The sequence below is a fragment of the Lysinibacillus sp. NPDC097195 genome (assembly GCF_044762075.1).
Classification (GTDB): Bacteria; Bacillota; Bacilli; order Bacillales_A; family Planococcaceae; genus Lysinibacillus.
Genome location: NZ_JBIWDP010000001.1, coordinates 2,382,395 through 2,408,232 on the forward strand (window position 1 = coordinate 2,382,395; position 25,838 = coordinate 2,408,232).

The window sequence follows — 25,838 nt, forward strand, 5'->3', positions numbered from 1 at the left end:
TTATTTCGCTAATTGATAAATAATACCTATTATTAGCCACATTGTGACTAAAGATGTTCCACCATAGCTAATAAAAGGTAATGTGACACCGGTTACAGGAACTAAACCGATAACGACAGCTATGTTTAAAAACGCTTGGACAGTTAGCATTGTCACAAGTCCAATAATCGCATAATAGGATGTTCGTGATTTCGCCTGTACCGCAAATTTATAACCAGCGTATATTGTCAGTACAAATAGTGCTAAAATAACGAGTCCACCTACTAGACCGATTTCTTCTAAGATGATCGCATAAATAAAATCATTTTGCGGTTCAGGTAAATATAAAAATTTTTGCCTACTTTGGCCAAAGCCATGTCCAAAAATCCCTGCTGGGCCTATAGCCATTAACGATTGTACTGCCTGAAATCCACTGACTAAGGGGTCTGCCCATGGATCAAGAAACGCTTCAATGCGCTTTAGTCGATACGGTGCTGTTGCAATTAACCCTACTAATCCAGCAACGCCCGCCACCATAATCATCGCATAAAGCTTAAGCGGATAGCCTGCAACGAATAACAGTAAAAAGACAGAAACTACAAGTATAAAGACAGAGCCAAAATCGGGCTGAAGCATAATTAAAACAACTGGTATGACAACAATAACGGCATGTCGCCAATTAACGACTGGCGTTCCAGTTTTATGCTGTGCCAAAATATGACTAATGTATACGAGGACTGTAATTTTCGTTAATTCAGCAGGTTGGATTGTTAACGGTCCTACACCTATCCAACTTTGAGATCCATTTCGTTCAAGACCGATCCCTGGTATTAACACAAGAACTAGTAACACTAAAGAAAATAGATAAGCCATTTTCCAAAAGGACTGTTCTTTCAAAATGTTTAATCGAATGGTAATGAGAAACACGATAATGCCTACCACAAAATACATACTTTGCTTCATATAAAACGGCATTTTTCCACTATAATGAACGGCACTCCAATAGGTACCTGCAGAATAGACGAAAATAATGCCGATTATTGATAGTAACAAAGTTGTGACGAGCAATAAGTAGCTTTCTTTCCCTCTCAGTAATGCCATCCTTCCACGTCAAGTATATTCTAAAATAGTTACAGGCTCATTACAGCTTCATTACAGCATCAATAAATACGTCACCACGAATTTCAAAACTGTCATATTGATCCCAACTTGCACAAGCAGGTGATAGTAAAATAACATCCCCTTCTGCAGACATCGGTGCTGCATAATGAACAGCATCTTCTACATTTTGCGCTATGACTGTTTGCGCAACACCACAAGACTTAGCAAACTCAACAAAGCGTAAGCCTGTTTCCCCGAACGCTACAACGCCCTTTACATGCCCCATACAAGCTCGTAGCTCTTCAAAGGAATGTCCACGGTCCAAACCACCGGCAAGCAAAATAACAGGTGCTTGGAATGCGTCTAGCGCACTTTTCGTTGCTAAGCAATTCGTAGCTTTAGAGTCATTGTATATTTTACGCCCATTCCACTCACGGACAAATTGTGTACGGTGACGTACGCCGCCAAATTTAGCTAGAACCTCTTCCATTTTAGCTTTGTCACAGCCTATCAACAGACAAGCTGCAACAGCTGCTAAAATATTTTCCAGATTATGTTTACCAGGCAGCGCGATATTTGCACGGTCCATAAACGGTTCACCTTGCCAATAGATTGTTGTCTCATCTGCACTAATCCCTTGCTCAGTGCGACCTTTCGAAGAAAAAGGTACTTTTTGTGCTTTTGATTTTGCTGCATAGCCTACGACAATTGGCTGATCAGCATTGTAAATGAAATAATCATGTTCATCTTGATTTCGCGTTACACCAAATTTTGCCTCAGCGTAATTATCAAATGTGCCATGATAATCAAGATGTGCATCATAAAGATTTGTTAAAATAGAGATTTTCGGTTTGAACGTTTGAATACCCATCAGTTGGAATGAAGAAAGCTCTGTGACAATGACATTATCTGCTTGAGCTTCTCTTGCTACTCCACATGCTACAGTACCGATATTCCCTGCGATTAACGGTTTTTTCGCACCATTTTCCAACATCTCAAATATTAATGTCGTCGTTGTCGTTTTACCGTTCGAACCTGTAATACCAATAAATGGTGCATCGCTAATTAAATAAGCAAGTTCTATTTCTGTCCATACAGGAATTTCTCGACTGATGGCATCCGCTACAATTTTATTGCTGTATGGGATACCAGGGTTTTTGACAACGAGTTCAAATCCTTCATCAAGTAAATCTTCTGGATGACGTCCACAAATTACTGTAATACCCTTTTGCAATAACCCTTGTGCATCTGGGCTTTCATCAAATGGTTTAGAATCGTTAACTGTTACAAAGGCGCCAAGCTCATGCAAAATTTCCGCTGCTGCCACACCACTTTTAGCTAAACCTAAAACAAGAACTTTTTTATGTTGTAAATCTGTATATTCTCTCATAAGAACGCCTCCGATAAGACTGCAATCAATGCTACTGCTAAAGCAGTTGACCAAAAGACAAGTACAACTTTCCATTCTGACCAACCTGATAGTTCAAAATGATGATGGATAGGACTCATTTTGAAAATCCGTTTTTTACGAATTTTAAAGCTACCTACCTGTAAAATAACAGAAAGTGTTTCAATAACGAACACTAATCCAACTAACACGAGTAAAAACTCTTCTTTCACTAAAACGGATACCATGGCAAGCGCGCCACCAAGGGCGAGAGAACCTGTGTCTCCCATAAATACTTTGGCAGGATTGGCATTGAATAGTAAAAACCCTAATAATGCACCTGTTACTGCAAATGTAAATAATGCGATATCGGCTTGATCTTGGAATAGCGCAATAACACCAAATGCTGCAAAAGCAATCGATGCTGTACCTGCCACAAGACCATCCAAACCATCAGTTAAGTTGACAGCATTAGAAAAACCTACTAACCAGAAAATTAAAAAGGCGATATAAAATACACCAATATCAACTGTCCAATCTGTAAATGGAATGGCTAATGTTGTATCAAAAGAACTGAAGTGCAATAGGAAGTACGCAATGATTGCAATGACTATTTGCCCTATTAGCTTTTGAATGGATGTTAACCCTAAATTACGTTTAAAAACGACCTTTAAGCCGTCATCTAATAAGCCAATTAATCCGAAACCTACTAATACAAGTAAAAGGACCACGGTTTGTGTGGTAAATAAATCTAAAAAGCTGCCGATTACGACCGTTGTGAGAATGATGGCAAGTAAAAAAATAATGCCTCCCATTGTCGGTGTGCCTGCTTTTTTCATATGTGATTTTGGTCCTTCTTCACGAATACTTTGCCCAAACTTCAATCGACGAAGAAGCGGAATACTAATTGGTGCCAAGATAACTGTTACTAAAAAAGCAATAGCTAAAATGGTAAGCGTTGTTGCGAGTTTCATTGAAAAATCTCCTTTAAATCTTGTTTCACTTTCTTCTTCACGAAAAAAGTACAAACTCTCATATATTTATTACTACCCTTCATAATAATAGTGGTTCTTTCCCTTTTTTTAAAGGTAAAGTTACATTAGTTCACTAAATATAAATGTATGGTGCCATCTTGTTTGATAACACTATCCACTTCAGGTAATTGACTACCAATTTTAGTCCCTTCTCCATGCCATTGAATGCGGAATGGATAATGTTGCTTGGCAATATCATCCTTCGTTTGGCCTATAAAGTTAGGAACTTTCTCAGTAATAGGGTCTCCCCAACGGTAATCTTTTTCAAGCTGTTCCTTTGATTTTTCAATGCCGACAAAGGGTGCTGCATCTTCAATAATTTGACCTACAATCGGTGCTGCTACAACACCACCGAATTGCGTTGTTTTCTTCGGATTATCCACTGCTACATAGACAACGATTTGCGGATTATCAGCTGGTGCAAAACCTATAAATGATACGATATATTCACCGTCTTTATAGCGTCCATTTTCCACTTTTTGCGCAGTACCTGTTTTACCCCCGATACGCAGACCATCTCGAAAAGCTTGTCGACCTGAGCCCTTCGCTACAACCGATTCTAACGCTTCACGTACTTTCACAGACGTTTCCTCACGAATCACTTGCCTTTTCATAACAGGTTCCGTCTCCTTAATTGTCTCACCAGTATCCGGATTAAAAATCTTTTTCACAACATATGGCGTATAAAGCTTGCCCCCATTAACAGCAGCAGCTACTGCCTGCACCTGCTGAATCGGTGTGACGGCTACCCCTTGACCGAATGAGGTTGTCGCTTGCTCTACTGGACCAAATGCATCTTTAGAAAATAATATGCCCGAAGCTTCACCGGCAATATTGGAGCCTGTTTTTTCACCAAAGCCAAAGTCTTTAATATACTTTAATAATCTGTCACCACCCAAACGTTGACCTAATTCAATAAAGCCTGGGTTACAAGAATTTTGTACAACTTCTAAAAACGTTTCATGGCCATGCCCTTCACGTTTCCAACAGCGCAAGCGAGCACCCGCAACCATTGTAAAACCTTGATCATAAAAAGTATCCTTTTCTAAGTCTACCAAGTTCTCTTCTAATGCTGCACTAAGCGTAATAATTTTAAATGTTGAACCGGGCTCATACGTCATCCATACCGGTAAATTTCGATTATAAATTGCTGGTTCGACTAATTGATATTCAGCTGGATGAAAAGTTGGATAGGATGCTAAAGCGAGTATTTCCCCCGTATTCGGATTCATCGCAACGGCCATGGCCTGATCAGCTTCATAACGCTCCATCGCCTGTGATAACTCTCGTTCCACAACTTGCTGTACATCTACATCAATTGTTAGTTCTATCGTCGATCCATCATCGCCTGCTTTCCAAGCACTTGCGACATTCGGTAAGTTATTACCTTTGGCATCGGTAAACAACCGTATAGCAGATGAATTAGCGCTCAATAGTTTGTCATATTCATATTCAATGCCTGCTAACCCTTGTGCATCATAACCTGTAAAGCCTAAAAAGCGAGATAATAGCGTACCATAAGGATAATCCCTAGAGTAATCTACCCCACTGTACAATCCTTCAATTTGCATTCCTTGCAACTCAACAGCCTTTTCATAGGAAATATTTTTCCCCTCAGGCGCAAGCTTTACTAAATATGCTTTTTGCTGCATCTTTTCCAGTAATTTTTGTTTATCGACTTCTAGTACTTGGGCAATTTTAGCTGCGGCACCTTCGATATCCTTACTTTGTGAAGGCATAAAATATAAGGTTGGCGCCAGCTTATTCGTCACAATACTATTACCATCTCGATCTGTAATATGTCCTCGTTCATTGGCAAATGGAATTTCACGATCCCAGTTTTCTTCTGCTTTTTGTGTCAATTCTTTCTGATCAAATACTTGTAATACAAATAACCGAATGACAATCGCTACTGCTACACACATAAACAATACATACAAAATACGTAAACGCTTTTTGGAATGGATAGAAATCCACTTCATTCGACATCACACCTTGTTTTTTACAACGTATGAAATAAAGTGGACTTCTATTCAATCACTATTCATCCTCTACTTGTTCAACGTCTCCTTCAGAAGGCGTTTCAACATCTTGCACAAAGCTTTCAGCAGGTGTTTTCAATTTCACTACAATTGGCGCAGAATCAGTAATTATTGTGCCTGCAGAGACACTTTGACTAACTGCAAAGCCCTCTCCTGCAACTTCAATTTGTAAACCCGACATAGATTTGAAAACTAATAGATTACGCAATGACCAATCTGTAAAATTCGGTAGCGTGATTTCCCCTTCCGTTTTCAGGAAGACATAACTACCTTTAACAAGGGTCTCTCCACTTTTCGGGTATTGCTCTACTATTTTCCCACCTGCGCCTACTACCACTGGCTGTATGCCATCATTAGCCAACTCTACTTCAATAGCCTGTGCATTCTGACCAGTATAATCTTGAATCTTTGTATGATCCACTTGTTTCACATCATCTGGACTAACATTTAAATGTTTTAAGCTATTTTGCATAACTGGCTTAAATATTTTGGAGACAGGCACCGAGCCCAGTTCACCATTAAGTTTTGGTCTTTCAACCGAAACATAAATAATAAGTTGTGGATCATCATATGGTGCCATACCAAGGAATGAATATAAATACTCATTACTTAAATAGCCGCCATTTTGCTTCGGAATTTGGGCAGTACCTGTTTTCCCTGCTACTTGATATTCATCAAGTACAAAGTCTTTTGCTGTCCCGTATTTTGACGTTAATGTAGAAGCAAGAATTTCACGGACTTGCTTCGCCGTATCCGCCGATACAGGATTGCCCTTTGCAACAGGCTCATGCTGTTGAATAATTTTGCCGTTCGATGAATCTACAATGCGATCAATAACATACGGCTGCATCATTTTCCCGTCATTCGCAATGGCCGTCATCGCTTGTACAAGCTGGATCGGTGTTACGGTTGAACCTTGCCCATATGTTGTTGTTACGCGTTGAATTGGATACTTCGATAAAATCGTACCCGTTGCTTCATTCGGTAAATCAATACCCGTTTTTTTGCCAAAGCCGAATTTATCTAGATAATCTAGAAATACATCATCACCAATACTTACTAACAAATTGGCCATCGCTGTATTCGACGAGCGTTGAAAACCTTCTAAATACGTAATCGAGCCCCAGCCGACTTTATTATGATCTCGAATGGTCCGGTCATGCACTGTGTATTGACCTGACATATACCAAGCATCCGGGTCCCATTTATTGGTATCAATAGCAGAAGCAAGGGTGAACGTCTTCATCGTGGACCCCGGTTCAATCGTTTCCTCTGTTACGGCATTAAGCCATTTCATGTTAGTACTTTCTCGTGTATCTGGATTAAACGTCGGACGCTGAGACATCGCTAAAATTTTCCCTGTTTTCGGTTCAGCGACAACGACCGTCATCGACTCAGGGCTATACTCCTGCTCGACTTGGGTCATGGCATCCTCTACAAAACTTTGAATAGTTTTATCGATTGTAAGATAAATATCATCGCCATCTTTAGCGGGTGTAACCATTTTTTCGCTATTAGGTAATAAGTAACTAAAGGCATCGGTTTGGTATTTCACCTTGCCATTTTCACCCGTTAACTCTTTATCATACGTCAGCTCTAAACCCATTTTCCCTTTCGTTGTAACAGTCCCATCCTCATTGTCTTCTTTCAAGGCAAAGCCAATTAAATGAGAGGCAAAAACACCATTAGGATAATAACGTTTTAAGTCGCTAACAAACAAAATGCCCGGTAATTTCAAATCTTTAATTGTGCTCATTACTTCATGGTTAATGCCCCTACCCGCCACACCAAACTCTACTTGGTAAGGCAATGTCCCATCAGCGCGCAATTTCGTTAAGCGAGTATAAATATCCTCTTTTTTCATCGGTATATATTGCGCTAAAATTTCCGCCGTTTTTTCAGGATCCACCACGTGATGTGGGTTCTTTTTATCGGTCGTAGCCTTATCGCTGACTACAGCAATTAAGCGATAACTCAATGTATCCTCTGCTATGACTTGACCATTTCGATCATAGATTTTCCCTCGGTTTGCTGTAATTGCACTTTCTTTGTTATATTTGGCTGCTGCCTTTGCAGCGAGCGCTTGTCCTTCTACTTCACCTGTCGCCTGCAACGTAACCATTCTTGCGAATAATAGAAAAAAGAGCCCTCCATAAAAAACTAGTAATAGAAAGGCTCCCCATTGGAATCGAAATCTCTTTTTTTTCATTCTCCCGGCACTACCTTTACATTTTTCTCATTTTGAGTTAAACCGAGTTCTTTTGCTTTTTTCCATATATTTTCGTATGTAGAAAGTTCACTTACACGAACTGTCAAGTCAACATTCTGTTTTGCAATCTCATCTGCTTCTGCTTCAATTTTTTGAATGTCCATGCTTGTCGTTTGAATTGCTGCTTGATTGTTTAATACTAAAACAGCCAATACAGCAATAACGCCTACTAATGCTAGTAGCATCGTCTTTTCAAACTTCTGGTTCGTTTTTTTACGACGTATGATAGTGGGTTGTGGACTAGGTGGTGTTATCGGTTGTTGCACATGTTGTTGTTGGTGCTGCCTTACACGAACTGCTGCCATTTACTCACGCCCCTTGTCGTTAATTTTCTCCACCACTCTAAGCTTTGCTGAACGAGCACGATTGTTAACTGCTAACTCTTCCTCTGACGGTAGAATTGGCTTTCTAGAGATAAGCTTTAAAGTCGGCTTCATGTCATCTGGAATAACCGGTAAATTTGGTGGTAATTCTGGTAAAGATGACGCTTCCTTAAAAATTGTCTTGCATAGGCGGTCTTCCAACGAATGGAACGTAATAACACTAATGCGTCCACCTACGTTAATCATATCAATCGCATCGACTAATGACTGCTCTGCTGCGCCTAGCTCATCATTCACTGCTATACGAATTGCTTGGAATATGCGCTTGGCAGGATGTCCACCTTTACGGCGTGCCGCTGCTGGAATACCCTCTTTAATTAGTTCCACAAGCTGTCCTGTTGTTTCAATCGGTGCCGTTTTACGAGCCTCTTCGATTTTACGAGCAACTTGCTTTGAAAACTTCTCTTCCCCATAACGGAAAAAAATACGGACTAAATCTTCGTATGCCCATTCATTCACGACATGGTACGCTGTAAGCGCTGCCGTCTGGTCCATACGCATATCGAGTGGTGCATCATGATGATAACTAAAACCACGTTCTGGCGTATCCAATTGTGGAGAAGAAACGCCTAAATCATATAAAATGCCATCTACCTCTTGGAGTCCAAGTGCTAGTAGCTCTTCTTTTAAATAACGGAAATTCGAATGCACAAATGTCACGCGCTCTAAATAAGGAGCTAGTCGAATTTTCGCATTTTCTATAGCGGTCGTATCTTGGTCGAAACAAATAAGACGACCTTTATCTGATAATTGTTGTACTAAATATTCACTGTGACCTGCTCCACCTAGCGTACAGTCCACATATACACCATCAGGATCGATGTTCAACCCATCAACAGTTTCTTTTAATAACACGGTTGTATGATCGAACATACCAATCGCTCCCCTCAGGCCTTAACTATTTTTGCTGACGTTAGGACGTCTAATTCAAAAGTTAAAAATCAAAGCCAATCATATTTTCTGCAATTTCATTAAAAGATTGTTCAGACTCGGCGAAATAACTTTCCCAAGCATCTTTTGCCCATATTTCAATTCGATTCGAGACACCTAGCACTACACATTCTTTTATTAAATGTGCGTGTTGTACTAAAGTCGAAGGAATATTAATACGACCTTGCTTGTCTATTTCAACTTCTGTCGCACCTGAAAAGAAAAACCTTGCAAAAGCACGGGTATCTTTCTTTGTCATCGGTAAATCTTTTAATTTTTCTTCGAGTTTTCGCCACTCATCCATAGGATAGCCAAATAAACAATTATCAAGTCCGCGTGTGACAACAAAGGTTTCACCTAATGCTTCACGAAATTTAGCGGGCACGATTAATCGTCCTTTCGCGTCAACAGAGTGTTGATATTCTCCCATGAACATGCTAGTCACCCCACTTTATTAAATAATGTACCACATCGCCCCACTTTCCTCCACTTTTTTTAAAAAAAACTTGACATTTTCATCTCATATGTGTGTTTTGACCTTTAGATAAATTTTTGATTTGTGCTAAAGGGCATAAAAAAAGAACTATCCTTAGTAGGATAGCTCTCCATTTTCCCGTTTAACCGACAAATTTCTTCAAATCTGTAACACACCACACACTTTAATAGTTCTAAAGTTTCATTTTCTAAAATTACAAATATAGAAAATAGTGGTGGTTGCCGATCGTATAAGTTTTCTTCAGCATTTCATCAATAAACGTAGGTCCAAACTCATTTATATATTGGTATGGATTATAAGAACGTTCTTGGAACCCGTCATTTGGATATAGCTCATTTTGCAGTGTCATAAATTTACGAATCGTTGTTTCATGTTTGCTCAGGACCGTTTGTTCAACTTTTTGTTGTAAATATTCAAACTGCTTCACATGATTTTCTTTATTTTTTTCAACTATTTTATCAAGTGCCATGTGCTGCTCGGCGAAATACTGCTCTAGCGCAGCGTATTTTTCTAAAATTATTTGTTGCATCTCTAAAATTTGACACTTGGCCTCATCATCTTGAACACCAGCTATAAATTGTTCCTTTAAAGCAAGCGCTTTGCCCTCCCATACATCCTCAACAGTTAAATGATATTCACGTAAAAGTTGTTCTACATGACGTGTAATAATCGTAATATTGAGACGTGGTGCAAAAATCGGCATTTGTAAACCTAACTCAGCAAAGGCATCTTTCAACGTCGCCCAATAAGCCAGCTCCCCAGGTCCACCAACAAACGCTAATACCGGCAGCGTCATTTCCTGCATTAACGGACGTGTAACAACATTATTACTCAAACACTCAGGGTGTTTTTCAGCAATGGTTAAAAGCTCTTCACGTGAAAATTTAATATTCGCTGCTAAATTTACAAATTGATCATTGCGTCTCTCTAATAATAGACGCTCCCCATCTTTTACATAAAACAGATTAGCTGCATCGTCAGTGGCTAATATCGGCTTTCCGTAACCCGCATTTTCCAATGCCGCTTCCTTATCTGTTACTAGTCTAGCAATTTCTTCATTATGTTGAATAAGCTGCACAAAATTATTTCGTTCGTATTGGCGGAAATTTATATCTGCCGCATCGATCATAAGCAGCCCTTCTTTTTTAAACAACTCGTTCATTAGTCGCGCAAAGAAATCCGTAAATGTCTCACTGTTATTTAACGCGTCTAAAAGTTGATTGAACAGCTTTTCTGTGTGTGCTGTTTCACCAAAGTCTTTAATGATGGTGTTAATTAGTTGGGTCATAGACTCTTTGTTTAAGCTTGTTGTTGAAGCCATTGTTTTTCTTCTCGAACGCTCACCATACGCGCGTTTTTTTATATCCATATCACGCATTGTAAATGTATGGTTAATTTCCTCTATGTCATGATCTTCTCCAGCTATCCAAAAAATCGGTACAACTGGTCGTTGAAGCTTTTCACTTTGCTCTTTCGCTAATGATAGTACCGAAATTGCTTTATGAACTGAGTAAAGAGGGCCAGTTAATACTCCCGCTTGTTGCCCACCAACAACTGCAATAGCTCCCTGCTCTAGTTGTTGCAAATGCTCATTCGCTTTCTCAGATAAGCCAAGTGGCTCCATAAACTGACGAATTATTGCTGTTAATTCTTTTTGATCACTCGCTCGTTGCTCCAAATATTGTGCACGCATTGCAAACGACTTATCATTGTATTCATAATCAAAAAACTCGTGAATGGCAGTATTTGGCGACCAATAATCTGCTAGCACACGATTTTTCACGGGTACTTGGATTGACTCCAGTTTCATTTAACACAAACTCCTCTACTCACTAAATCATCGTATTCCTTGTAAACTTTTAATGCTATTATTTTAACGCTTCTTGCTTCAACATGAAAAGAAAATGCTTATACAGATTGTAAATATTCTACAACAGATTGAATCAACCCGACTAGACAAATTAAAATGTACGCTGTACTAAGTACTAAAAATAAAAATCGCCAAATTTTTCGTAATAGCGGCTTCACTTCTATTTCTTTTTTCGTGCGCCAATCAACATATGTAAAAATGATTGCCAACATTATTGCTAGCATGACTAAAAAAGCTCCTACATTTACTCCCCATAGCACATCAATCGCTAACGGCACCGAGAAAAATAAACAGATTGTTGTGGCATCGGATGCAGCACCAAAGGCATGTGTACCTCTAATATGAACCTTCCGACCGATGGCATAGACTATTATAAATAACAGCACTGGACAAAAAATAATAACACTAATAATTATATGTAATAAATCTTTCAATACCGCTCACCGCTCTCTTCTATCGCTAAAACTTGGTGATATAAAGTGCGCAAAGTAGGTAAAGAATAGCCGTTCCCCAAAGCTTTTTGCAACACCACTCCAACAATTGATTCAACCTCACTTTTTCGACCATGTATGCGATCAGCTAGCATAGAAGATGTATTTGCCGCAGTTTTCTCACATAAAGCAATTACTGTTGAAAATGGAATGGACCTTTTTATGTGGACAAACGCCTCTGCCAGCTCTTGATATATGGTATGCATTAATAAGTGCGCTTGCTTATTCGTAAGTAAATCACCATTTTTAATTTGCAAAACAGCCGTTAACGGATTAATTAGGCAATTAAGTACAGCCTTCTCAAAGAGCATCTGCTCTGCATCATCCACTAGTTCTATCGGGAATAAAGCACTCCCCAAATGCAACAATTTATTAAATACACCTTCGTCTCCACGAGCTATCCCAATTCTGATTGGCCCAACACCACGATGTTGAACAGTTGAACAGTCTAATGTTTGAGCACCGAAAGAAACAGAGCTAAAAGCAATAGTATGTTGAGGTAGCCGTAATGCCTCATCAAAATGCGCAAGACCATTTTGCACAAATAACACCGGTATTTCCTTCGGTAAATCCGTTAGTTGTTTATAGATGTTGGGTAGTTGGCCATATTTCACAGCTATTATAATCAAATCAGGCTGCGATAATGACTTTAAATCAACGGTAGAAGCAATTTGCTGCATCGTCAAGGAACCATCCAGATTGATTCTCTTTAACTGCTTCAAATTAAGTTCATCCGCCTGTTCCTGTCTCCTTACCACTAATGTAACGTGCATTTGAGCCTGCGCTAAAAAACTTGCCATTAGCTGACCGACAGCCCCAGCTCCAATAACTACAACATTCACAACACTTCCCACCTCCACTTAATGTAAAGAGGCCATCTAAACAGTTAAAAAATACACTTTTAAACAGCCTAAACGAAAGATGTCAATAAATACTTTTCCAGCATTTACTTCTCGCCCTATAATATCATAAACAATAACTTTCCTAATGCTATAGAAGAAGGTGCCTCAGAAAAAAATCTGAGACACCTCCATTGCAGGTCCTTCTATTATACAAGATTGGTTGAAATTTACGATACAATAATGGCTATTTTCCAAGAAATCAGGTACAACGCTCAAGGGACTTCAGCGTTTAAATTCCCTTATAAGACCTTCTTTTTTCGGATCATCTACTTACAAGCATTTTTCCTTTAAGACGTTAATCTTTCATTAAGGAATAACCTTGTTGCAACCATTTCACTAACTTCTCATGCTCATTTTGCAATTCACGATGTTTTATTTCAAGATTTTGATAGGCTTCCGTCAATTCATCAAAACTCGTTAGCGCTAATTTTAAATGACTTCTCATAGATTGTTGAGGTTGATTGCGAACAGCTAAAAGCGATTGACTATATTGCCCACGTAAAGTTTTATTCCAACGAAACCCGCAAGCTTGTTTGGTACGACCAAGCTCATTAGCAGCCATTTCAAATGCCTCTAACTGCGTCTTACCATTTTGCACATTATGCAAGACAATCTCTGCTAATCTTTCATCGTCTTCCTTCGTCCATTGATCTTTTCTTTTTTTCAGTTCCATAATCTATCACCCTCACATTTTTTACTACTATATGCGTTACCAGGCAAAATAGAATCACAGAAAGAAAAAAGACAGTGATTATGTTTCGCCGTCATCACTGCCACTCTACACTACTTATTGTTCTTTTTTGTTAGAAAATTATTAACTGCCTCGTGATGCGCTTCACATTCCCACAGTTTTGCACACGTACGAACTTCCTCCATCACACGCTCATACATATTACGTTCTCGCCATTTACGAAGTTCAATCTCTTTATACGCCTTGTGCACAGATGGATGAATTTTGCGCATATGTTCAATAAACTCATTCAACGCAAGTTCCTTCGAGCCTTCAAATACACGCATTGCCCACCCAATGTCATATAGTAACTCAGCTGGATACGGCTTCGCATCCACTAGCATCTTCAACGCTCGATCATGGCGCAAACCTCGTTCAAATAAGTATGTACCGCCGCCCCAGCCACTGGTAATTGCTAATGTCCCTTGAATAAACCCACATTTAGCGTGGCTTGCTACTAAACGAAAATCACAAGCAGTCGCGATTTCACAACCACCTCCAACCGCCGTTCCATTTATCAAAGCAATCGTCGGCACCGGTAATGTTGCTAAATCATATAAAATTTCTCCCATCTTACTTAACATACCAAACGCTTCATCTTCTGTTTCTAAAGTATGAAACTCCGATAAATCACCACCCGAACAGAAGGATTTTTCACCCGCTCCTGTCACTACTAAAAAACGCACATCATCATGTTTTTGTATATATGTAATGACTTCTCGAAGGCCGTCCATGACCTCATCATTGACAGCGTTACGTTTTTCTTCACGATTAATAGTAAATGTCAGGATGCAATCTTTATTGTCTATTATATAAGCCATTCCCGTCCCCCCTTTTGTCTCTAACAAATATGCCTCGCCGTCATCGCCACACAATTAAAACACCCCTAACTGCAAAGCACTTCGTTCAGCTTTCGTTTAAACCTCACTAACAGCAAGTTACATAAATTGTATCATACAATCATTATCGTACTATATAACTTTACAATATTTATGAAAAATTCTGTCTTTTCAAGCAAACAAAAAGGCTAGTAAAGAGCCATGGTCTCTTTACTAGCCTTTTAAGTGAGCAAACACTGTATTATTTGCTTACTACTTCTTTACCTTTGTATTGTCCGCAAGCTTTGCAAACACGGTGTGATAATTTTGCTTCACCACAGTTTGGGCAAGCTACCATACCAGGTACAGATAGTTTGAAATGCGTACGACGCTTTCTTTTTGCAGTTTTAGAAGTTCTTCTAAATGGTACAGCCATTGATGGCACCTCCTTACAGATCGTCTATTCGTCTGTTTGATCAAAATACTTAGCTAAAGCAGCTAGTCTTGGATCCACTTTTGGTTCGTCAGTTTTTTTGTGAAGCGCCACGTCTTCATCTGTTGCGTAAGTCCAGTTTTTACCACCTTGCACTTGTCCTTCGGTATTCTCTTTGAATACTTGCATTGGCACCTCAAGAAGCACTAGCTCCTCAATAACTGGCTTCATGTCGATTACTTCACCATCTATATAGTGAATATCACCGCCATCTTCCCCTCGTTTTTCTTCGTCAATCCAGCTGAAAATTTCAACTGTCTCCACTTCGATAGGAAACTCAACATCTTCCCAAGTGCGAGCACACGGGAGCGTTAACGTTGCTGTCACAGTAAGCTGACAAGTCATTTGCGATGCACCGAATGTACATAGCCCTTTTACATGAACGGGCGAAATTGCTCGAATATCCTGGTTTCGCTCCATCACCTCATCCAATTGGACATAGGTATCGATCGGCATTCCGTCTTGACGGTATTTAGATAATTGATGAATTGACCATTTCATTCGTTTAATCACCTCGAGACAACACTGTTGATTATATAATGTGTAAAAATAGATGTCAAGATAATTTCTTGTCACCACCTGAAAACCAACCTATAATTAATAACATCATAGTGATTCTAGTTAGCTACAATGCATCTTCATTAACTGCTATGAGCACGAATTATAACTAAGCATAAAAACTATTTATAGCATCCACAATGGTCAAAGTCAAGAAGCAAATGATATAAATAAAGGGGGTTTTCAAGATGAAAGCAGTCGGCATTGTAGTGGAATACAATCCTTTTCACAATGGACATGCCTATCATTTGGAACAGGCAAAAAAAGTAGCACAAGCAGATATAGCAATCGCTGTCATGAGCGGTACATTTTTGCAGCGCGGTGAACCAGCCATGGTTGATAAATGGACACGTACGAAAATGGCACTTGCTAGCGGGGTGGATATTGTCATTGAGCTACCGTATGTCTATAGTACTGCACCCGCAACAGATTTCGCAAAGGGCGCCATTTCATTATTATCGGCAATCCACTGTGATGCTTTTGCCTTTGGGAGTGAAGATGGCTCAATACGCCCCTTTATGAATACGTACCAGTTAATTTCGGAGCACCGGACTGAATATGAAGCGCTTATTAAAGAAAGCGTTAAAACAGGTGTCAGCTATCCTAAAAGCTTGCATTATGCCTATGAACAGCTTACTCAAAAATTTCCCGCTACATACATCGATTTAGCACAGCCAAACAATATACTTGGATTCCATTATATTGAGGCCGCCAAGTCACTAGGCAGCCCAATTCAGCCTTTAACGATTCCGCGCATAGCAGCGGGTTATCATGATGCTATGCAGGAGGGCGCATCGATTGCAAGTGCAACTGGGATTCGCAAAGCACTCGCTACGACAGGATCTCTGCAAAGCGTTCAAGATGTACTGCCGCAGGCATCCTTGCAATATTTACAAGATTGGTATGGACAATATAAAAATTTTGCCAGCTGGGATGCTTTTTGGCCATTTTTACAGTTCACCCTTATTCGACATACAGCTAATGAACTAACTCGCTATGCGGAAGTAACAGAGGGTATAGAGCACGCACTTTTAAAAGCGGCTAAAACAAGCAATTCCTTTAGTAGCTTTATGGAGAAAATAAAATCAAAACGATATACATGGACACGTCTGCAACGCATGCTAACTCATATTTATACCGGTTTTACAAAGGAGCAATTAAAAAGTTTTCAAGCTCCATCAACGATTCGCTTACTTGGCATGAGCGCACCCGGGCAAGCCTACTTAGGCATGCATAAAAAAGACTTTACATTGCCTTTAATAAGTCGCGTTGCTTCAACAAATGATGCGATGCTTGCTGTAGATATTCATGCTGCAGAAGTATATAACTACAGTATCGAACAAAAAGCACAGCAATTCACTTTACCAAAAGATTATCAAACGCCACCAATTCGATTTTAGCGTGACAAACTAGCTTATAAAATTGCTGACATCTGCCCAAAACACAAGCATAGCAAGACGTAACAGCTAGCGCGACTAGCGACAATTGCTTACTGTGTTGTGCGGCAAGCATGCTCTACGGGCACATTAAAAAGTGTTAGATTGATGATCATCAATCTAACACTTTTGTTTTTATTTTGGCTGTAAATGTTTTAAATATGCAATTGCATCATCGACTGTTTTAACAGGTACAATTTTCATTTTTGTACCAATTTCTTTGGCCGTTTTGACAGCCGTCGCATAATTTGATTCTAATTCTGGATACTTCGCCTTCATTTCAGCTGTAATTTCATCATCAGGAGCAAAAAAGATTTCCATGCCATCTCGGTCGGCTGCAATGACTTTGTAGTCAATCCCACCAATTCGTCCAACCGAACCGTCTATTAGCATTTCACCTGTTCCAGCCACCGCATAGCCTTTTGTTAAATCCTCATCTAATAATTGATTTAATATTTCAAGAGTGAACATAAGCCCAGCTGAAGGGCCACCAATATCTTCTGTCTTCATGGTCACGCTTGGATCAGTTTCAATTGATTTACTTTCCGCATAGGTAATACCTAATCCCGCTCGTTTCTCTTCAGCTTGCGGAATTTCCTTCAACGTAATTGTTACTTCTCTTTGTTGTTTATCACGCAAAAATTGAATGGTTACTTTATCACCAATTTGTTTAGTTGACAACAGGTCAACCAGCTTCTGTTGATTCGTAATTTCCGTGCCATCTACGTTCGTTATTTCATCACCAGCTTTTAATAAACCATCCGAGGCACCGCCATCTAAAACATTTAATACAAAAACACCATCAAAATGTATTGTTGTCTTTAACCCTGCTCTTTGAAAGGCAACATATTTTGCATTAAATTGAGAATCAGACATTAACTTTAACTGTCTGATATTATATTCCTCATCATCCTCTAATGGATTTCTCACTTGTTGAATATCCATTATTTTTTCATATTTTTGTGTTTTCGCCCATAGATACGAAAACGGTGTAGCTTGTTGCATCGCAACTGTCATTAAACTCATTGACCCCGCTTCATCCATATGATTATTAGCAACGGTAACAAATTTACTAACATCGTAAGCACTTCCAGGCTTCATAATATACGCGTCTAGTCGGTATAGCATTAAAAAACAAAGCGCGACTAAAAACACTACATAAAAACCAATTTTTTTCTTCATTTATGGACACCTCCTAAGACGCAAGCAAAACCTTTAGTTCATGTTTTTGCCTTTTTTACATATATTGATTTTAGCATTTGCCTATGTGAATGACAAAAAGTTGAAACGAGATGATATTATGTTTGCGACAATTCAAATAGCGCTCTGCATACTTCTTATCCTATTACTCTTGTTATTCCCTCAAACTGCTCATAGTGGTACTGACCTAGGATTGAATCTTTTTATGGAGGCGCTATTTCCGTATTTACTACCTTATCTTATTTTAACGCAATGGTTGCTCCGTTTAACTGCTCCAATGCGCGCAAAAACAAAAAGAATCTCTCTCTACGTACAAGCCTACTTAATAAGCGCACTCGGAGGATACCCAACTGGGGCGACAACAATTGTTTATTTAAAAAACAGTGGACAATTACATCCGAAAGAGGCGAACTTTTTACTAGCGGTTTGCCATGCACCTAGCCCTCTATTTGTCTTGGGCTTTGTAAGTCTTGATTTATTACACAGTAATACGTTTGGCTGGCTGTTTTTATGTTTACTACATAGTTTTAATATTTGTTGCTTAGTAGTTGGTTATTTTTTATTTCGCAAAACTGACCCACCTACTATTTCCATACACAATACCACTTTGTATTCATCTCCGTTTTCAGAGAGCATAAAAGAAACAGCACCGACCATTCTATTAGTGGGCACGACTATTATTTTTTTCACAACAATTCAAACGATATTACAACAAGGGTTAGATAAAATGATTCCAAATCTGCCTCAACCCGTTGAACTGGCCATCGCTGCCATACTTGAAGTAACAAACGGATTAAAAATGACTGTTACAGAATTAACAAATTACCCTTATTTATCATTGCTTGTTGTCATCATGTTGACGATGCAAAGTATTAGTATTCATTTACAAATTTTCGTTATCGCAAAATCTGCCAAGCTATCCGTCAGACCTTACATCAAATTCCGCCTCCTTAGCATAATCATTGTGCCAACTATTTATGCTCTTTTTTTCTTGAAATAAGTGCCTGGCACCCAAACAATTCTGAATTTTCTTAGCATAGTGGGTACCGTTAACTAAAAAGTCCATAACAGGCATTCATTGGCGCAACAAAAAAGTGTTAGATTGATCGCGTCAATCTAACACCTTTTTTCATTTTATAAGCGCAACAAATTATTTCGCAAATCCATATTTTTCTTTTAAAGCTCGTTCTACGCAAGCAGGGACAAGTTCACGCACATTGCCTCCATATTTTGCTACCTCTTTCACAATGCTAGAGCTTAAGAACGAATATTGATTTTTTGTCATGATGAAAAATGTTTCAATCGTTTCATCAAGAAAACGGTTCATCGATGTAATTTGCATTTCATATTCAAAATCCGAAACCGCTCGTAAGCCACGAACAATGGCTTTTGCATTTTTTTCTTTTGCATAATCAATTAACAGCCCTGAAGAACTTTCGATTCGTACATTCGGCAATTCCTTTGTCACTTCAGCCATTAAAGCCATACGTTCATCTACAGAAAATAAGGGGTTTTTTGATGAATTATTTAAAACTGCAACGTACACAACATCAAAAACATCAGCAGCACGCTTAATAATATCTAAGTGACCAAATGTAACAGGATCAAAACTTCCAGGAACAACAGCAATTTTCTCCAACTTACTCTCCCTCTTCCCCAGCACAACGATAAACCGAAATGATCGTTCCGCCATATGTTTCTTGTCTTTGTAATAAAAAAGCACCAAAACTAGATGGTAGTTCTACTTCTTTTGCATGTTCACATAAAATAATACCATTGTCCTGCACTTTTTCATGATCGACAAGCACCTGCACTAAATCATAGTATTCTTTATGGTGATAGGGCGGATCTAAAAATACAAGATTAAACGTCATATCACGCTTTAATAGCGCTTTCACAGCGCGCTTTGCGTCAATACGGAAAAGCTCGGAACAATTTTCATAGCGGCATTTCTTTATATTTTCTTGTAATACCTGAAATGCTTTTGCATCTTTTTCAATAAAGATTGCGTGTTCTGCACCTCTACTGAGCGACTCAATACCTAATCCACCGCTTCCTGCAAACAAATCAAGTGCTGTACCGCCATCAAAAAATGGACCGATGATATTAAAAATGGATTCTTTTACTTTGTCTGTTGTAGGTCTTGTTGTACTACCCGCAACTGCCTTTAGAGGCATACCTTTGCGTTCTCCTGCTACTACTCTCATAGATGTATTTCACCGTACTTTCTGTTACTTATAGAAAGCATTTTTGCAGCGAAAGGAACTATCCCTCCGCTGCAAAAAATTATTCTTGTGCTTGTGTTAATACTTGAATACGACCATCACTTTTTTGTAGTTCTACTAAAAATAGACGTTGTAGCCAAGCTTCTTCGACGTAATAATGATCAACAATTTTTGTAATTGGATCAGAGATTGTGGAGTATCTACGTTGATTAAATACGTAAAATCCAGATTCTTTCGGGAAGCGGAATGTTCGATTATCACTCTTAACGTAATAGCCGTTTTTCCCTTCTTCTGCTGTGTATCCTAGGTATGGTAGTAATGTATCAGCACTATATAATACTTGACCTTCATATAAAATAACATGAACATCTTTTTTATGGATGCCATCTACATAAATACTACGCTCATCTTCCAATAATAATGGGTATGTGCCATTTTCATATGTCGCATTTAATTGGAAATAGGACGTTTTGGCGTTTAATACAGTGGATAAAAGAGTATCCATTGTCACCGGAGAAATGGTTTCTTCCCCTAGATTGTCCATAGCTTCTTGCCAAGCCAGCTGTTGGCTCTCGGTCATGTAGTCTTTTAATGTTTTAACAATGTTCTTTGTCTTCTCTGAACCAATTGAGTCTTTCACTAAATAGGATGCCACAACTTCGGCTAACCATGCTGGTGAATTTTCAAAGGTATATTGTGAATGTATTTGAGATAGAATGACTTCCTGTTCAACCGCTTGTTGTGTTAGTGTTGGTAAAAATAATAAGCGTTCGTCGTGTTGGGCCACAGGATTTTTCTCTTGTATGATGGCAATATGCTCATCATTTAAAAACTTTAAATTTTCAAGTGATTTTAAGAAGTCTTTCGCAATAGGCTGCTGAGCATAAATGGTTAAAACAGGCGTCTGTTCTTGCGCCTTAATTTGACCAGCTTGCCAATATAAATCCTTAGCTGCTCCATTACCACTAAACATTGTATAATTCACAAGTGATAATTGTTGCTGACCTACTAAAGGCAGACCTGTAATCCATTGTCCAGCAATTTTACTATCTGTTGAGATATGAATGACCGAATACGAAACTTCCCCATTCGTTAAAGTGGCAAAAATATTTTGCAGAAGCATTTTATTTTGCAAACCACCGTCGATTGGAATTATGTATGACACAGATTGTGATTTCGTATCCCCTTTTGCAAAATAGGATACTTCGTCAGATAAACGATTACAACTATTTTCGTTGTCAATAAAACACGTTGGGTTCGTTGCCTTTTCTGGCCATTTGATTTTCACCTTTTGATTTGGCAAGTTTTTAAAATGGTGACGAATATCTAGACTATTTTCACGATAAACAATTTCAATTTCCTGCGAGTAATGGAATGATCCATTTCCTGTCTCTAAATCAGAAGAGTATGCCTGATATTGAAAAAACAATGCACCTGATACGACTAATACTAAAATTGAAAAAAAACTCATTGCAAATTTCATGTGCTTGACCTCCCGCAGCATGATACTATGTGTATTGGAAAGGATGTGCAGTATTAATGCCACAACAATTTATAGAATTAGGAGAAGGCTATGGCGATGTTTATGAACTTCTTGAAATTATTAAAACGAATCAAGGTCGCTTTCACCAAGCCTTTATACTAACATCTACAAAAGAAGATAAAAAGGTTGCTTCTTTAGCTATCGCTTTAAAACCAGTCGGAGACAGTAAATTCATGCCGATTTATATTTGTCGCGAAGGCATTCCATTCCACGAAGAAAAGCCTTCAAAGCGTCAAACTATGTTCGAAGAATGTATTGAACAACTAGGTCGAAAAGCGGTTGTAGTAGAAATAAAGCACTCATCTATATTTTCGGAGCCAAAACTATTTTATCAATACCTAATTGGAATAATGAGACTACATCACTATATTCCCGCATTAAACTAAAGTTATAACCCCGCTTTATAGTCGTATTCCTTCGCTTTATCCGGCTTTGCGTTTTCGAACTCAGTTTTAACGAAGGGACGATAAGATTCCACAACGTCTTTCACAAATGGAAGGCGTTGTAATTTTATTGTCATCATTTCAATGTCCTCTCGATCGCAATAAAGTACTACATATTTTTGCTTACGAGAAATGTAATGAACATGACCATATTTTCGAAGTGATTTCGCATGTTTTAATTGATGGACGTAAACGATTAGCCCTTGTCGTTCGTTCATATAGTTTTCCCTCATTTCTTACATAAAAGCATACCATAGACCGGAAAATGATAGCAACAGAGTTTAGCTGACAGAACGAGCATTTTTCCGTTATAATGGAAAAGCATAGCGCGTTTATCGACAAATTTACTTTCTCTCATGCTAGATAAAAGTGCTTTAGCTTGAACAATGCAAGTGAATTCGCCAGCACCTTTTATATTAATTTGATTGTTAAGGAGGACGAATATGGGTAAGAAAACGAAGATAGCTATTGCAATAGCAGCAGCCAGTGCAGCTGCTTGGGCAGGTAGTAAAGCTATTTCCAAACCTCAACAGCGTGAAGGGAAACAAGCATTACAATTTGATCGCCCGATTATTCTCGCACATCGTGGCGGAGCACATTTAGAACCTGAGCATACTATGCTTGCTTTTGAAAAATCGGCACAACTAGGTGTAGATGGCTTTGAAATAGACATACGCTTAACAAAGGACGAGGAAATTATCGTCTTCCATGATGCTACTGTAGACCGTACGACGGATGGCTATGGCGCAGTATCAGAAATGACATTAGCAGAAATAAACGCTTTAAACCATGGTTATCAATTCGAAGATTTAACAGGTGAATTCCCTTATCGGGAGCAAAAAATTGACGTTGTGACATTACGTGAATTACTAGAAAATTATCCAACTATGTTAATCAATATTGATATTAAAGATGCACCAGATACGTATGAAGGTAGTTTAATGCCTTCCAAACTTTGGAGATTAATAGAAGAACTTGGCGTGGAAGATCGCGTCGTTGTTACTAGCTTTTATGGGGAACAAATTGACCGTTTTAATTTATATGCACAAAATCAAGTTGCACTAGGTGCAGGTGAATCGGATGTCCGTAAAGCGTTCGCCTCATTCTCAAGTCAATTTGGTCATTTATATCATCCAAAAGTAGATGTATTCCAAATTCCTCCTAAATCAGGTGTTGTTTCGCTCGATTCACCAAAGTTTATTCAGTTTTTAAACAACCTAAACATCCCTGTTCATTATTGGACAATCAATGATTTAGTTACGATGAATAAATTAATTCAGAATGGCGCAAAAGGTATCATTACTGATCGCCCTGATATTGCAGTTGAATTACTCCAAAATCATGATTAAAAATATAAAGGTAAGAGTGACATATAACAAATGCTCTTACCTTTATTTATAAATTATCCATTATGTTAAGTGCATTAAAATGGCATCTGTTACCTCACGCGTTGTTGCCGAACCTCCTAAATCTCCCGTTTTTATGCCTTGCGCCAATGTAGCCTCTATTGCATTTAGCACCTTTGTCCCTTGTTCTTGATAGCCTAAAAAATCAAGCATCATTTTACCTGTCCATATTTGGCCAAGAGGATTAGCTATTCCTTGTCCTGCTATATCAGGTGCCGAGCCGTGAACAGGTTCAAACATCGAAGGATATTCGCGTTCAATATTTAAGTTAGCTGCCGGTGCAATACCGATACTTCCCATAATAGCGCCACCTAAATCGGTTAAAATATCTCCGAATAAATTGGAAGCAACGATGACATCAAAGTTTTCTGGTTTCATGACGAGGAAAGCTGCTAATGCATCGATATGGTTCGTCGCTTGCTCAATTGTTCCATAATCTTTGCTAACATCTGCAAAAACCTCATCCCAAAAAGGCATACTGTAAGTTAAACCATTCGATTTTGTAGCACTTGTAACATGCTGACGACGTGTTTTCGCCATTTCAAAGGCATAGCGCATAGCACGTTCCGTCCCTTTACGAGTAAATATTGCATTTTGAATGGCCACTTCTTCTTGTCCACTATGAAGTCGACCACCACTCTCAGAATATTCCCCTTCTGAATTTTCACGTACAACGACAAAATCAAAATTATTCGGATTACGTAAAGGCGATGTTAAGCCTTGTAGGAGCTTAGCTGGACGCACATTAATAGACTGCTTCATTTCACGGCGAATTTTAATTAATAAGCCCCACAGCGATACATGATCTGGTACAATGTCAGGCATTCCGACAGCACCTAAAAAAATCTGATCATACCCTTTTAATAGCTCGATTCCATTATCCGGCATCATTTTACCTGTCTCTAAGTAATAATCACAACCCCATGGAAATGTTGCCCACTCGAACTTAAAACTACCATCTAATCGTGCCACTTTGTCCAAAACTTCTATCGCTGCCGGCACTACCTCTTTACCAATACCATCGCCTGGAATAACAGCAATTCGATATGTATGCATTGTATTGCCCCCTTTTTTCAACTTTATTTCCATATTAACTATATAATTTTTTATGTGAAAAAAATAGAAGCAGAGCCGTTTTGACATGCTTCTAACTGTAGATATTGCTGTTTCTTCATTTTTAACTATGCCGAATATTCGTTGACCATACAAATGCTGCAATGGATGCGGCGGTTCCTGTATAAATTTCTTCAATGGAAATTCAATGTAGAAAAATGTTTTCTAAGTAGTAAGCAGTTTTAGATGATTGGAGTGGACGGTGCGGCACTCCAGCACAGAACAGCACGAGTGAAATCCATTTTGGTAGCATTACTACAAAAATTAGTTGAAGCCGTGCCTGCAGAAAGGGAGCACCGGAAACGGAAATCAATGATTCTTCATTACAAATACCTCTTGTATAGGGCTATCTAAGCTGTGCGGACATCAAAAGTACTTACAATAAAAAAACACAACACCCCGAAAGGCATTGCGTCTTTTCACAAAGCAATGTTCAGTGACATTGCTTTTCTATTATGCAGAACAGGAGCAAGAGCCACCTGAGCCACAACCGCTTCCACATGAAGAATTAGAAGCGAAGAATGGATTACTTACAGGTACTTTTACTGCTTCCGATACGGTTTTCCCAATAAGTAAGCTAATTTCATCTAGTAAATCTTGAAAATCATTTTCAGCTAGCTTCAAAGCTGAAATCTTTTCGTTTAAATCGAGTGTGCGCTTTTGCTGACGAATCGATTTCATAATTGTATGATAATCCGGATGGTATTTTCCGAAACGTTGTACATCTTCGTATTGCTCCTTCATGCGACCAAATGCATAAATAGCTTCGACTAACTCGCTATCACTATAAACAGCATTGTATGCTAACCTTAGCGTATTCGCATGTTCAGAGGAAAGAATCATTTCACAAAGCGCATCGGCCTCATCCAAAATGATTGCCCATTCAGAGGTCATCATCATTTTAATTCCCCCAATCTAATTCCCATCATAACAGATTTTGTGGTAATTTTACATTATTGATATTTCTATATAAAGGAGTTTTGTAATTG

26 protein-coding genes are annotated in these 25,838 nt (G+C 38.8%); 4 read left to right on the plus strand and 22 right to left on the minus strand.

Features of this window, described 5'->3' with window-relative positions:
* From ftsW to ACIQXI_RS12355, 15 genes are all read right to left on the minus strand, one after another.
* Positions 1-1,080: a putative lipid II flippase FtsW gene (ftsW, locus tag ACIQXI_RS12285; RefSeq protein WP_402925056.1), complete on the minus strand. Its 1,080-nt coding sequence runs from the start codon at positions 1,078-1,080 to the stop codon at positions 1-3.
* Positions 1,081-1,120: 40 nt separating this feature from the next.
* Positions 1,121-2,470 carry a UDP-N-acetylmuramoyl-L-alanine--D-glutamate ligase gene (gene murD / locus ACIQXI_RS12290; RefSeq protein ID WP_402925058.1) on the minus strand — a complete coding sequence of 450 codons (1,350 nt, stop codon included), beginning with the start codon at positions 2,468-2,470 and terminating at the stop codon, positions 1,121-1,123.
* Positions 2,467-3,441, minus strand: a complete 975-nt coding sequence (gene mraY / locus ACIQXI_RS12295; protein ID WP_402925060.1) for a phospho-N-acetylmuramoyl-pentapeptide-transferase — start codon at positions 3,439-3,441, stop codon at positions 2,467-2,469. Before mraY ends, murD begins: the two co-directional genes overlap by 4 nt.
* A gap of 125 nt (positions 3,442-3,566) precedes the next feature.
* Positions 3,567-5,483: a stage V sporulation protein D gene (locus tag ACIQXI_RS12300; RefSeq protein WP_402925062.1), complete on the minus strand. Its 1,917-nt coding sequence runs from the start codon at positions 5,481-5,483 to the stop codon at positions 3,567-3,569.
* Positions 5,484-5,541: 58 nt separating this feature from the next.
* A complete protein-coding gene (locus tag ACIQXI_RS12305; protein WP_402925064.1) occupies positions 5,542-7,752 on the minus strand; it encodes a penicillin-binding protein in 2,211 nt (736 codons plus the stop codon).
* Positions 7,749-8,117: a cell division protein FtsL gene (gene ftsL, locus ACIQXI_RS12310; RefSeq protein WP_402925066.1), complete on the minus strand. Its 369-nt coding sequence runs from the start codon at positions 8,115-8,117 to the stop codon at positions 7,749-7,751. Before ftsL ends, ACIQXI_RS12305 begins: the two co-directional genes overlap by 4 nt.
* Positions 8,118-9,068, minus strand: coding sequence for a 16S rRNA (cytosine(1402)-N(4))-methyltransferase RsmH (rsmH, locus tag ACIQXI_RS12315; protein ID WP_402925068.1), 951 nt, complete (start codon positions 9,066-9,068; stop codon positions 8,118-8,120).
* A gap of 61 nt (positions 9,069-9,129) precedes the next feature.
* Positions 9,130-9,561: a division/cell wall cluster transcriptional repressor MraZ gene (gene mraZ / locus ACIQXI_RS12320; protein WP_402925071.1), complete on the minus strand. Its 432-nt coding sequence runs from the start codon at positions 9,559-9,561 to the stop codon at positions 9,130-9,132.
* A 253-nt stretch (positions 9,562-9,814) separates the two neighbouring features.
* On the minus strand, positions 9,815-11,431 hold the full coding sequence (gene bshC, locus ACIQXI_RS12325) for a bacillithiol biosynthesis cysteine-adding enzyme BshC (protein WP_402925074.1): 1,617 nt from the start codon (positions 11,429-11,431) through the stop codon (positions 9,815-9,817).
* A gap of 98 nt (positions 11,432-11,529) precedes the next feature.
* The gene (locus tag ACIQXI_RS12330) at positions 11,530-11,925 is read right to left on the minus strand and encodes a DUF3397 domain-containing protein (protein ID WP_402925076.1); all 396 of its coding nucleotides are present in this window, start codon (positions 11,923-11,925) and stop codon (positions 11,530-11,532) included.
* Positions 11,922-12,824 (minus strand): ketopantoate reductase family protein, encoded by a 903-nt coding sequence (locus ACIQXI_RS12335; protein ID WP_402925078.1) that lies wholly within the window; start codon positions 12,822-12,824, stop codon positions 11,922-11,924. The genes ACIQXI_RS12330 and ACIQXI_RS12335 overlap by 4 nt, the downstream gene beginning before the upstream one ends.
* A gap of 355 nt (positions 12,825-13,179) precedes the next feature.
* Positions 13,180-13,557, minus strand: a complete 378-nt coding sequence (locus tag ACIQXI_RS12340; RefSeq protein ID WP_024362152.1) for a transcriptional regulator — start codon at positions 13,555-13,557, stop codon at positions 13,180-13,182.
* Between the two features lie 110 nt (positions 13,558-13,667).
* On the minus strand, positions 13,668-14,435 hold the full coding sequence (locus ACIQXI_RS12345) for an enoyl-CoA hydratase/isomerase family protein (RefSeq protein ID WP_402925081.1): 768 nt from the start codon (positions 14,433-14,435) through the stop codon (positions 13,668-13,670).
* Between the two features lie 259 nt (positions 14,436-14,694).
* Complete coding sequence (gene rpmF, locus ACIQXI_RS12350; RefSeq protein WP_010858320.1) at positions 14,695-14,868, minus strand: 50S ribosomal protein L32; 174 nt, start codon at positions 14,866-14,868, stop codon at positions 14,695-14,697.
* 24 nt (positions 14,869-14,892) lie between these two features.
* The gene (locus ACIQXI_RS12355; protein WP_402925084.1) at positions 14,893-15,426 is read right to left on the minus strand and encodes a YceD family protein; all 534 of its coding nucleotides are present in this window, start codon (positions 15,424-15,426) and stop codon (positions 14,893-14,895) included.
* Between the two features lie 245 nt (positions 15,427-15,671).
* Between ACIQXI_RS12355 and ACIQXI_RS12360 the strand changes: the two genes are divergently transcribed.
* On the plus strand, positions 15,672-16,883 hold the full coding sequence (locus tag ACIQXI_RS12360) for a nucleotidyltransferase (protein ID WP_402925087.1): 1,212 nt from the start codon (positions 15,672-15,674) through the stop codon (positions 16,881-16,883).
* Between the two features lie 171 nt (positions 16,884-17,054).
* On the opposite strand, the gene ACIQXI_RS12365 is transcribed toward ACIQXI_RS12360, so the two are convergent.
* Positions 17,055-18,101, minus strand: a complete 1,047-nt coding sequence (locus ACIQXI_RS12365; RefSeq protein WP_402925090.1) for a SepM family pheromone-processing serine protease — start codon at positions 18,099-18,101, stop codon at positions 17,055-17,057.
* A 118-nt stretch (positions 18,102-18,219) separates the two neighbouring features.
* Between ACIQXI_RS12365 and ACIQXI_RS12370 the strand changes: the two genes are divergently transcribed.
* Entirely contained in the window at positions 18,220-19,119 is a 900-nt protein-coding gene (locus ACIQXI_RS12370; RefSeq protein WP_402925093.1) for a hypothetical protein, read from the plus strand.
* Positions 19,120-19,269: 150 nt separating this feature from the next.
* Here the strand turns inward: ACIQXI_RS12370 and coaD are convergent, their stop codons facing one another.
* The 3 genes from coaD to ACIQXI_RS12385 all read right to left on the minus strand — a co-directional run bounded on the left by coaD (position 19,270) and on the right by ACIQXI_RS12385 (position 21,827).
* Positions 19,270-19,758, minus strand: coding sequence for a pantetheine-phosphate adenylyltransferase (gene coaD, locus ACIQXI_RS12375; RefSeq protein ID WP_402925095.1), 489 nt, complete (start codon positions 19,756-19,758; stop codon positions 19,270-19,272).
* Position 19,759: 1 nt separating this feature from the next.
* The gene (rsmD, locus tag ACIQXI_RS12380) at positions 19,760-20,326 is read right to left on the minus strand and encodes a 16S rRNA (guanine(966)-N(2))-methyltransferase RsmD (protein WP_402925097.1); all 567 of its coding nucleotides are present in this window, start codon (positions 20,324-20,326) and stop codon (positions 19,760-19,762) included.
* Between the two features lie 79 nt (positions 20,327-20,405).
* Complete coding sequence (locus ACIQXI_RS12385) at positions 20,406-21,827, minus strand: RNA polymerase II (protein ID WP_402925099.1); 1,422 nt, start codon at positions 21,825-21,827, stop codon at positions 20,406-20,408.
* Positions 21,828-21,883: 56 nt separating this feature from the next.
* Here ACIQXI_RS12385 and ACIQXI_RS12390 point away from each other — a divergent pair, with 56 nt between their 5' ends.
* The gene (locus tag ACIQXI_RS12390; protein WP_402925102.1) at positions 21,884-22,273 is read left to right on the plus strand and encodes a DUF7147 family protein; all 390 of its coding nucleotides are present in this window, start codon (positions 21,884-21,886) and stop codon (positions 22,271-22,273) included.
* Between the two features lie 2 nt (positions 22,274-22,275).
* Here ACIQXI_RS12390 and ACIQXI_RS12395 read toward each other — a convergent pair whose 3' ends face one another.
* Positions 22,276-22,548 (minus strand): YlbG family protein, encoded by a 273-nt coding sequence (locus ACIQXI_RS12395; RefSeq protein ID WP_402925104.1) that lies wholly within the window; start codon positions 22,546-22,548, stop codon positions 22,276-22,278.
* A 225-nt stretch (positions 22,549-22,773) separates the two neighbouring features.
* On the opposite strand from ACIQXI_RS12395, the gene ACIQXI_RS12400 reads away from it, so the two are divergent.
* On the plus strand, positions 22,774-23,679 hold the full coding sequence (locus tag ACIQXI_RS12400; RefSeq protein ID WP_402925106.1) for a glycerophosphodiester phosphodiesterase family protein: 906 nt from the start codon (positions 22,774-22,776) through the stop codon (positions 23,677-23,679).
* A gap of 60 nt (positions 23,680-23,739) precedes the next feature.
* Here ACIQXI_RS12400 and ACIQXI_RS12405 read toward each other — a convergent pair whose 3' ends face one another.
* Together ACIQXI_RS12405 and ACIQXI_RS12410 are read right to left on the minus strand one after the other, a co-directional pair.
* Positions 23,740-24,792, minus strand: a complete 1,053-nt coding sequence (locus ACIQXI_RS12405) for a tartrate dehydrogenase (RefSeq protein WP_402925108.1) — start codon at positions 24,790-24,792, stop codon at positions 23,740-23,742.
* A gap of 510 nt (positions 24,793-25,302) precedes the next feature.
* The gene (locus ACIQXI_RS12410; RefSeq protein ID WP_402925111.1) at positions 25,303-25,749 is read right to left on the minus strand and encodes a YlbF/YmcA family competence regulator; all 447 of its coding nucleotides are present in this window, start codon (positions 25,747-25,749) and stop codon (positions 25,303-25,305) included.
* Between the last annotated feature and the right edge of the window lie 89 nt (positions 25,750-25,838).

Excerpts from the sequence above, each read along its gene's own strand:
- ACIQXI_RS12395 (WP_402925104.1), bottom strand. The coding sequence starts at position 22,548 with ATGAACGAACGACAAGGGCTAATCGTTTACGTCCATCAATTAAAACAT.
- ACIQXI_RS12405 (WP_402925108.1), bottom strand. The coding sequence starts at position 24,792 with ATGCATACATATCGAATTGCTGTTATTCCAGGCGATGGTATTGGTAAA.
- mraZ (WP_402925071.1), bottom strand. The coding sequence starts at position 9,561 with ATGTTCATGGGAGAATATCAACACTCTGTTGACGCGAAAGGACGATTA.
- rpmF (WP_010858320.1), bottom strand. The coding sequence starts at position 14,868 with ATGGCTGTACCATTTAGAAGAACTTCTAAAACTGCAAAAAGAAAGCGT.
- murD (WP_402925058.1), bottom strand. The coding sequence starts at position 2,470 with ATGAGAGAATATACAGATTTACAACATAAAAAAGTTCTTGTTTTAGGT.
- rsmH (WP_402925068.1), bottom strand. The coding sequence starts at position 9,068 with ATGTTCGATCATACAACCGTGTTATTAAAAGAAACTGTTGATGGGTTG.
- mraY (WP_402925060.1), bottom strand. The coding sequence starts at position 3,441 with ATGAAACTCGCAACAACGCTTACCATTTTAGCTATTGCTTTTTTAGTA.
- ACIQXI_RS12305 (WP_402925064.1), bottom strand. The coding sequence starts at position 7,752 with ATGAAAAAAAAGAGATTTCGATTCCAATGGGGAGCCTTTCTATTACTA.
- ACIQXI_RS12410 (WP_402925111.1), bottom strand. The coding sequence starts at position 25,749 with ATGATGATGACCTCTGAATGGGCAATCATTTTGGATGAGGCCGATGCG.
- ftsL (WP_402925066.1), bottom strand. The coding sequence starts at position 8,117 with ATGGCAGCAGTTCGTGTAAGGCAGCACCAACAACAACATGTGCAACAA.
- ftsW (WP_402925056.1), bottom strand. The coding sequence starts at position 1,080 with ATGGCATTACTGAGAGGGAAAGAAAGCTACTTATTGCTCGTCACAACT.
- ACIQXI_RS12345 (WP_402925081.1), bottom strand. The coding sequence starts at position 14,435 with ATGGCTTATATAATAGACAATAAAGATTGCATCCTGACATTTACTATT.
- ACIQXI_RS12355 (WP_402925084.1), bottom strand. The coding sequence starts at position 15,426 with ATGAAATGGTCAATTCATCAATTATCTAAATACCGTCAAGACGGAATG.
- bshC (WP_402925074.1), bottom strand. The coding sequence starts at position 11,431 with ATGAAACTGGAGTCAATCCAAGTACCCGTGAAAAATCGTGTGCTAGCA.
- ACIQXI_RS12365 (WP_402925090.1), bottom strand. The coding sequence starts at position 18,101 with ATGAAGAAAAAAATTGGTTTTTATGTAGTGTTTTTAGTCGCGCTTTGT.
- ACIQXI_RS12400 (WP_402925106.1), top strand. The coding sequence starts at position 22,774 with ATGGGTAAGAAAACGAAGATAGCTATTGCAATAGCAGCAGCCAGTGCA.
- rsmD (WP_402925097.1), bottom strand. The coding sequence starts at position 20,326 with ATGAGAGTAGTAGCAGGAGAACGCAAAGGTATGCCTCTAAAGGCAGTT.
- ACIQXI_RS12360 (WP_402925087.1), top strand. The coding sequence starts at position 15,672 with ATGAAAGCAGTCGGCATTGTAGTGGAATACAATCCTTTTCACAATGGA.
- ACIQXI_RS12385 (WP_402925099.1), bottom strand. The coding sequence starts at position 21,827 with ATGAAATTTGCAATGAGTTTTTTTTCAATTTTAGTATTAGTCGTATCA.
- ACIQXI_RS12300 (WP_402925062.1), bottom strand. The coding sequence starts at position 5,483 with ATGAAGTGGATTTCTATCCATTCCAAAAAGCGTTTACGTATTTTGTAT.
- ACIQXI_RS12390 (WP_402925102.1), top strand. The coding sequence starts at position 21,884 with ATGCCACAACAATTTATAGAATTAGGAGAAGGCTATGGCGATGTTTAT.
- ACIQXI_RS12340 (WP_024362152.1), bottom strand. The coding sequence starts at position 13,557 with ATGGAACTGAAAAAAAGAAAAGATCAATGGACGAAGGAAGACGATGAA.
- ACIQXI_RS12370 (WP_402925093.1), top strand. The coding sequence starts at position 18,220 with ATGTTTGCGACAATTCAAATAGCGCTCTGCATACTTCTTATCCTATTA.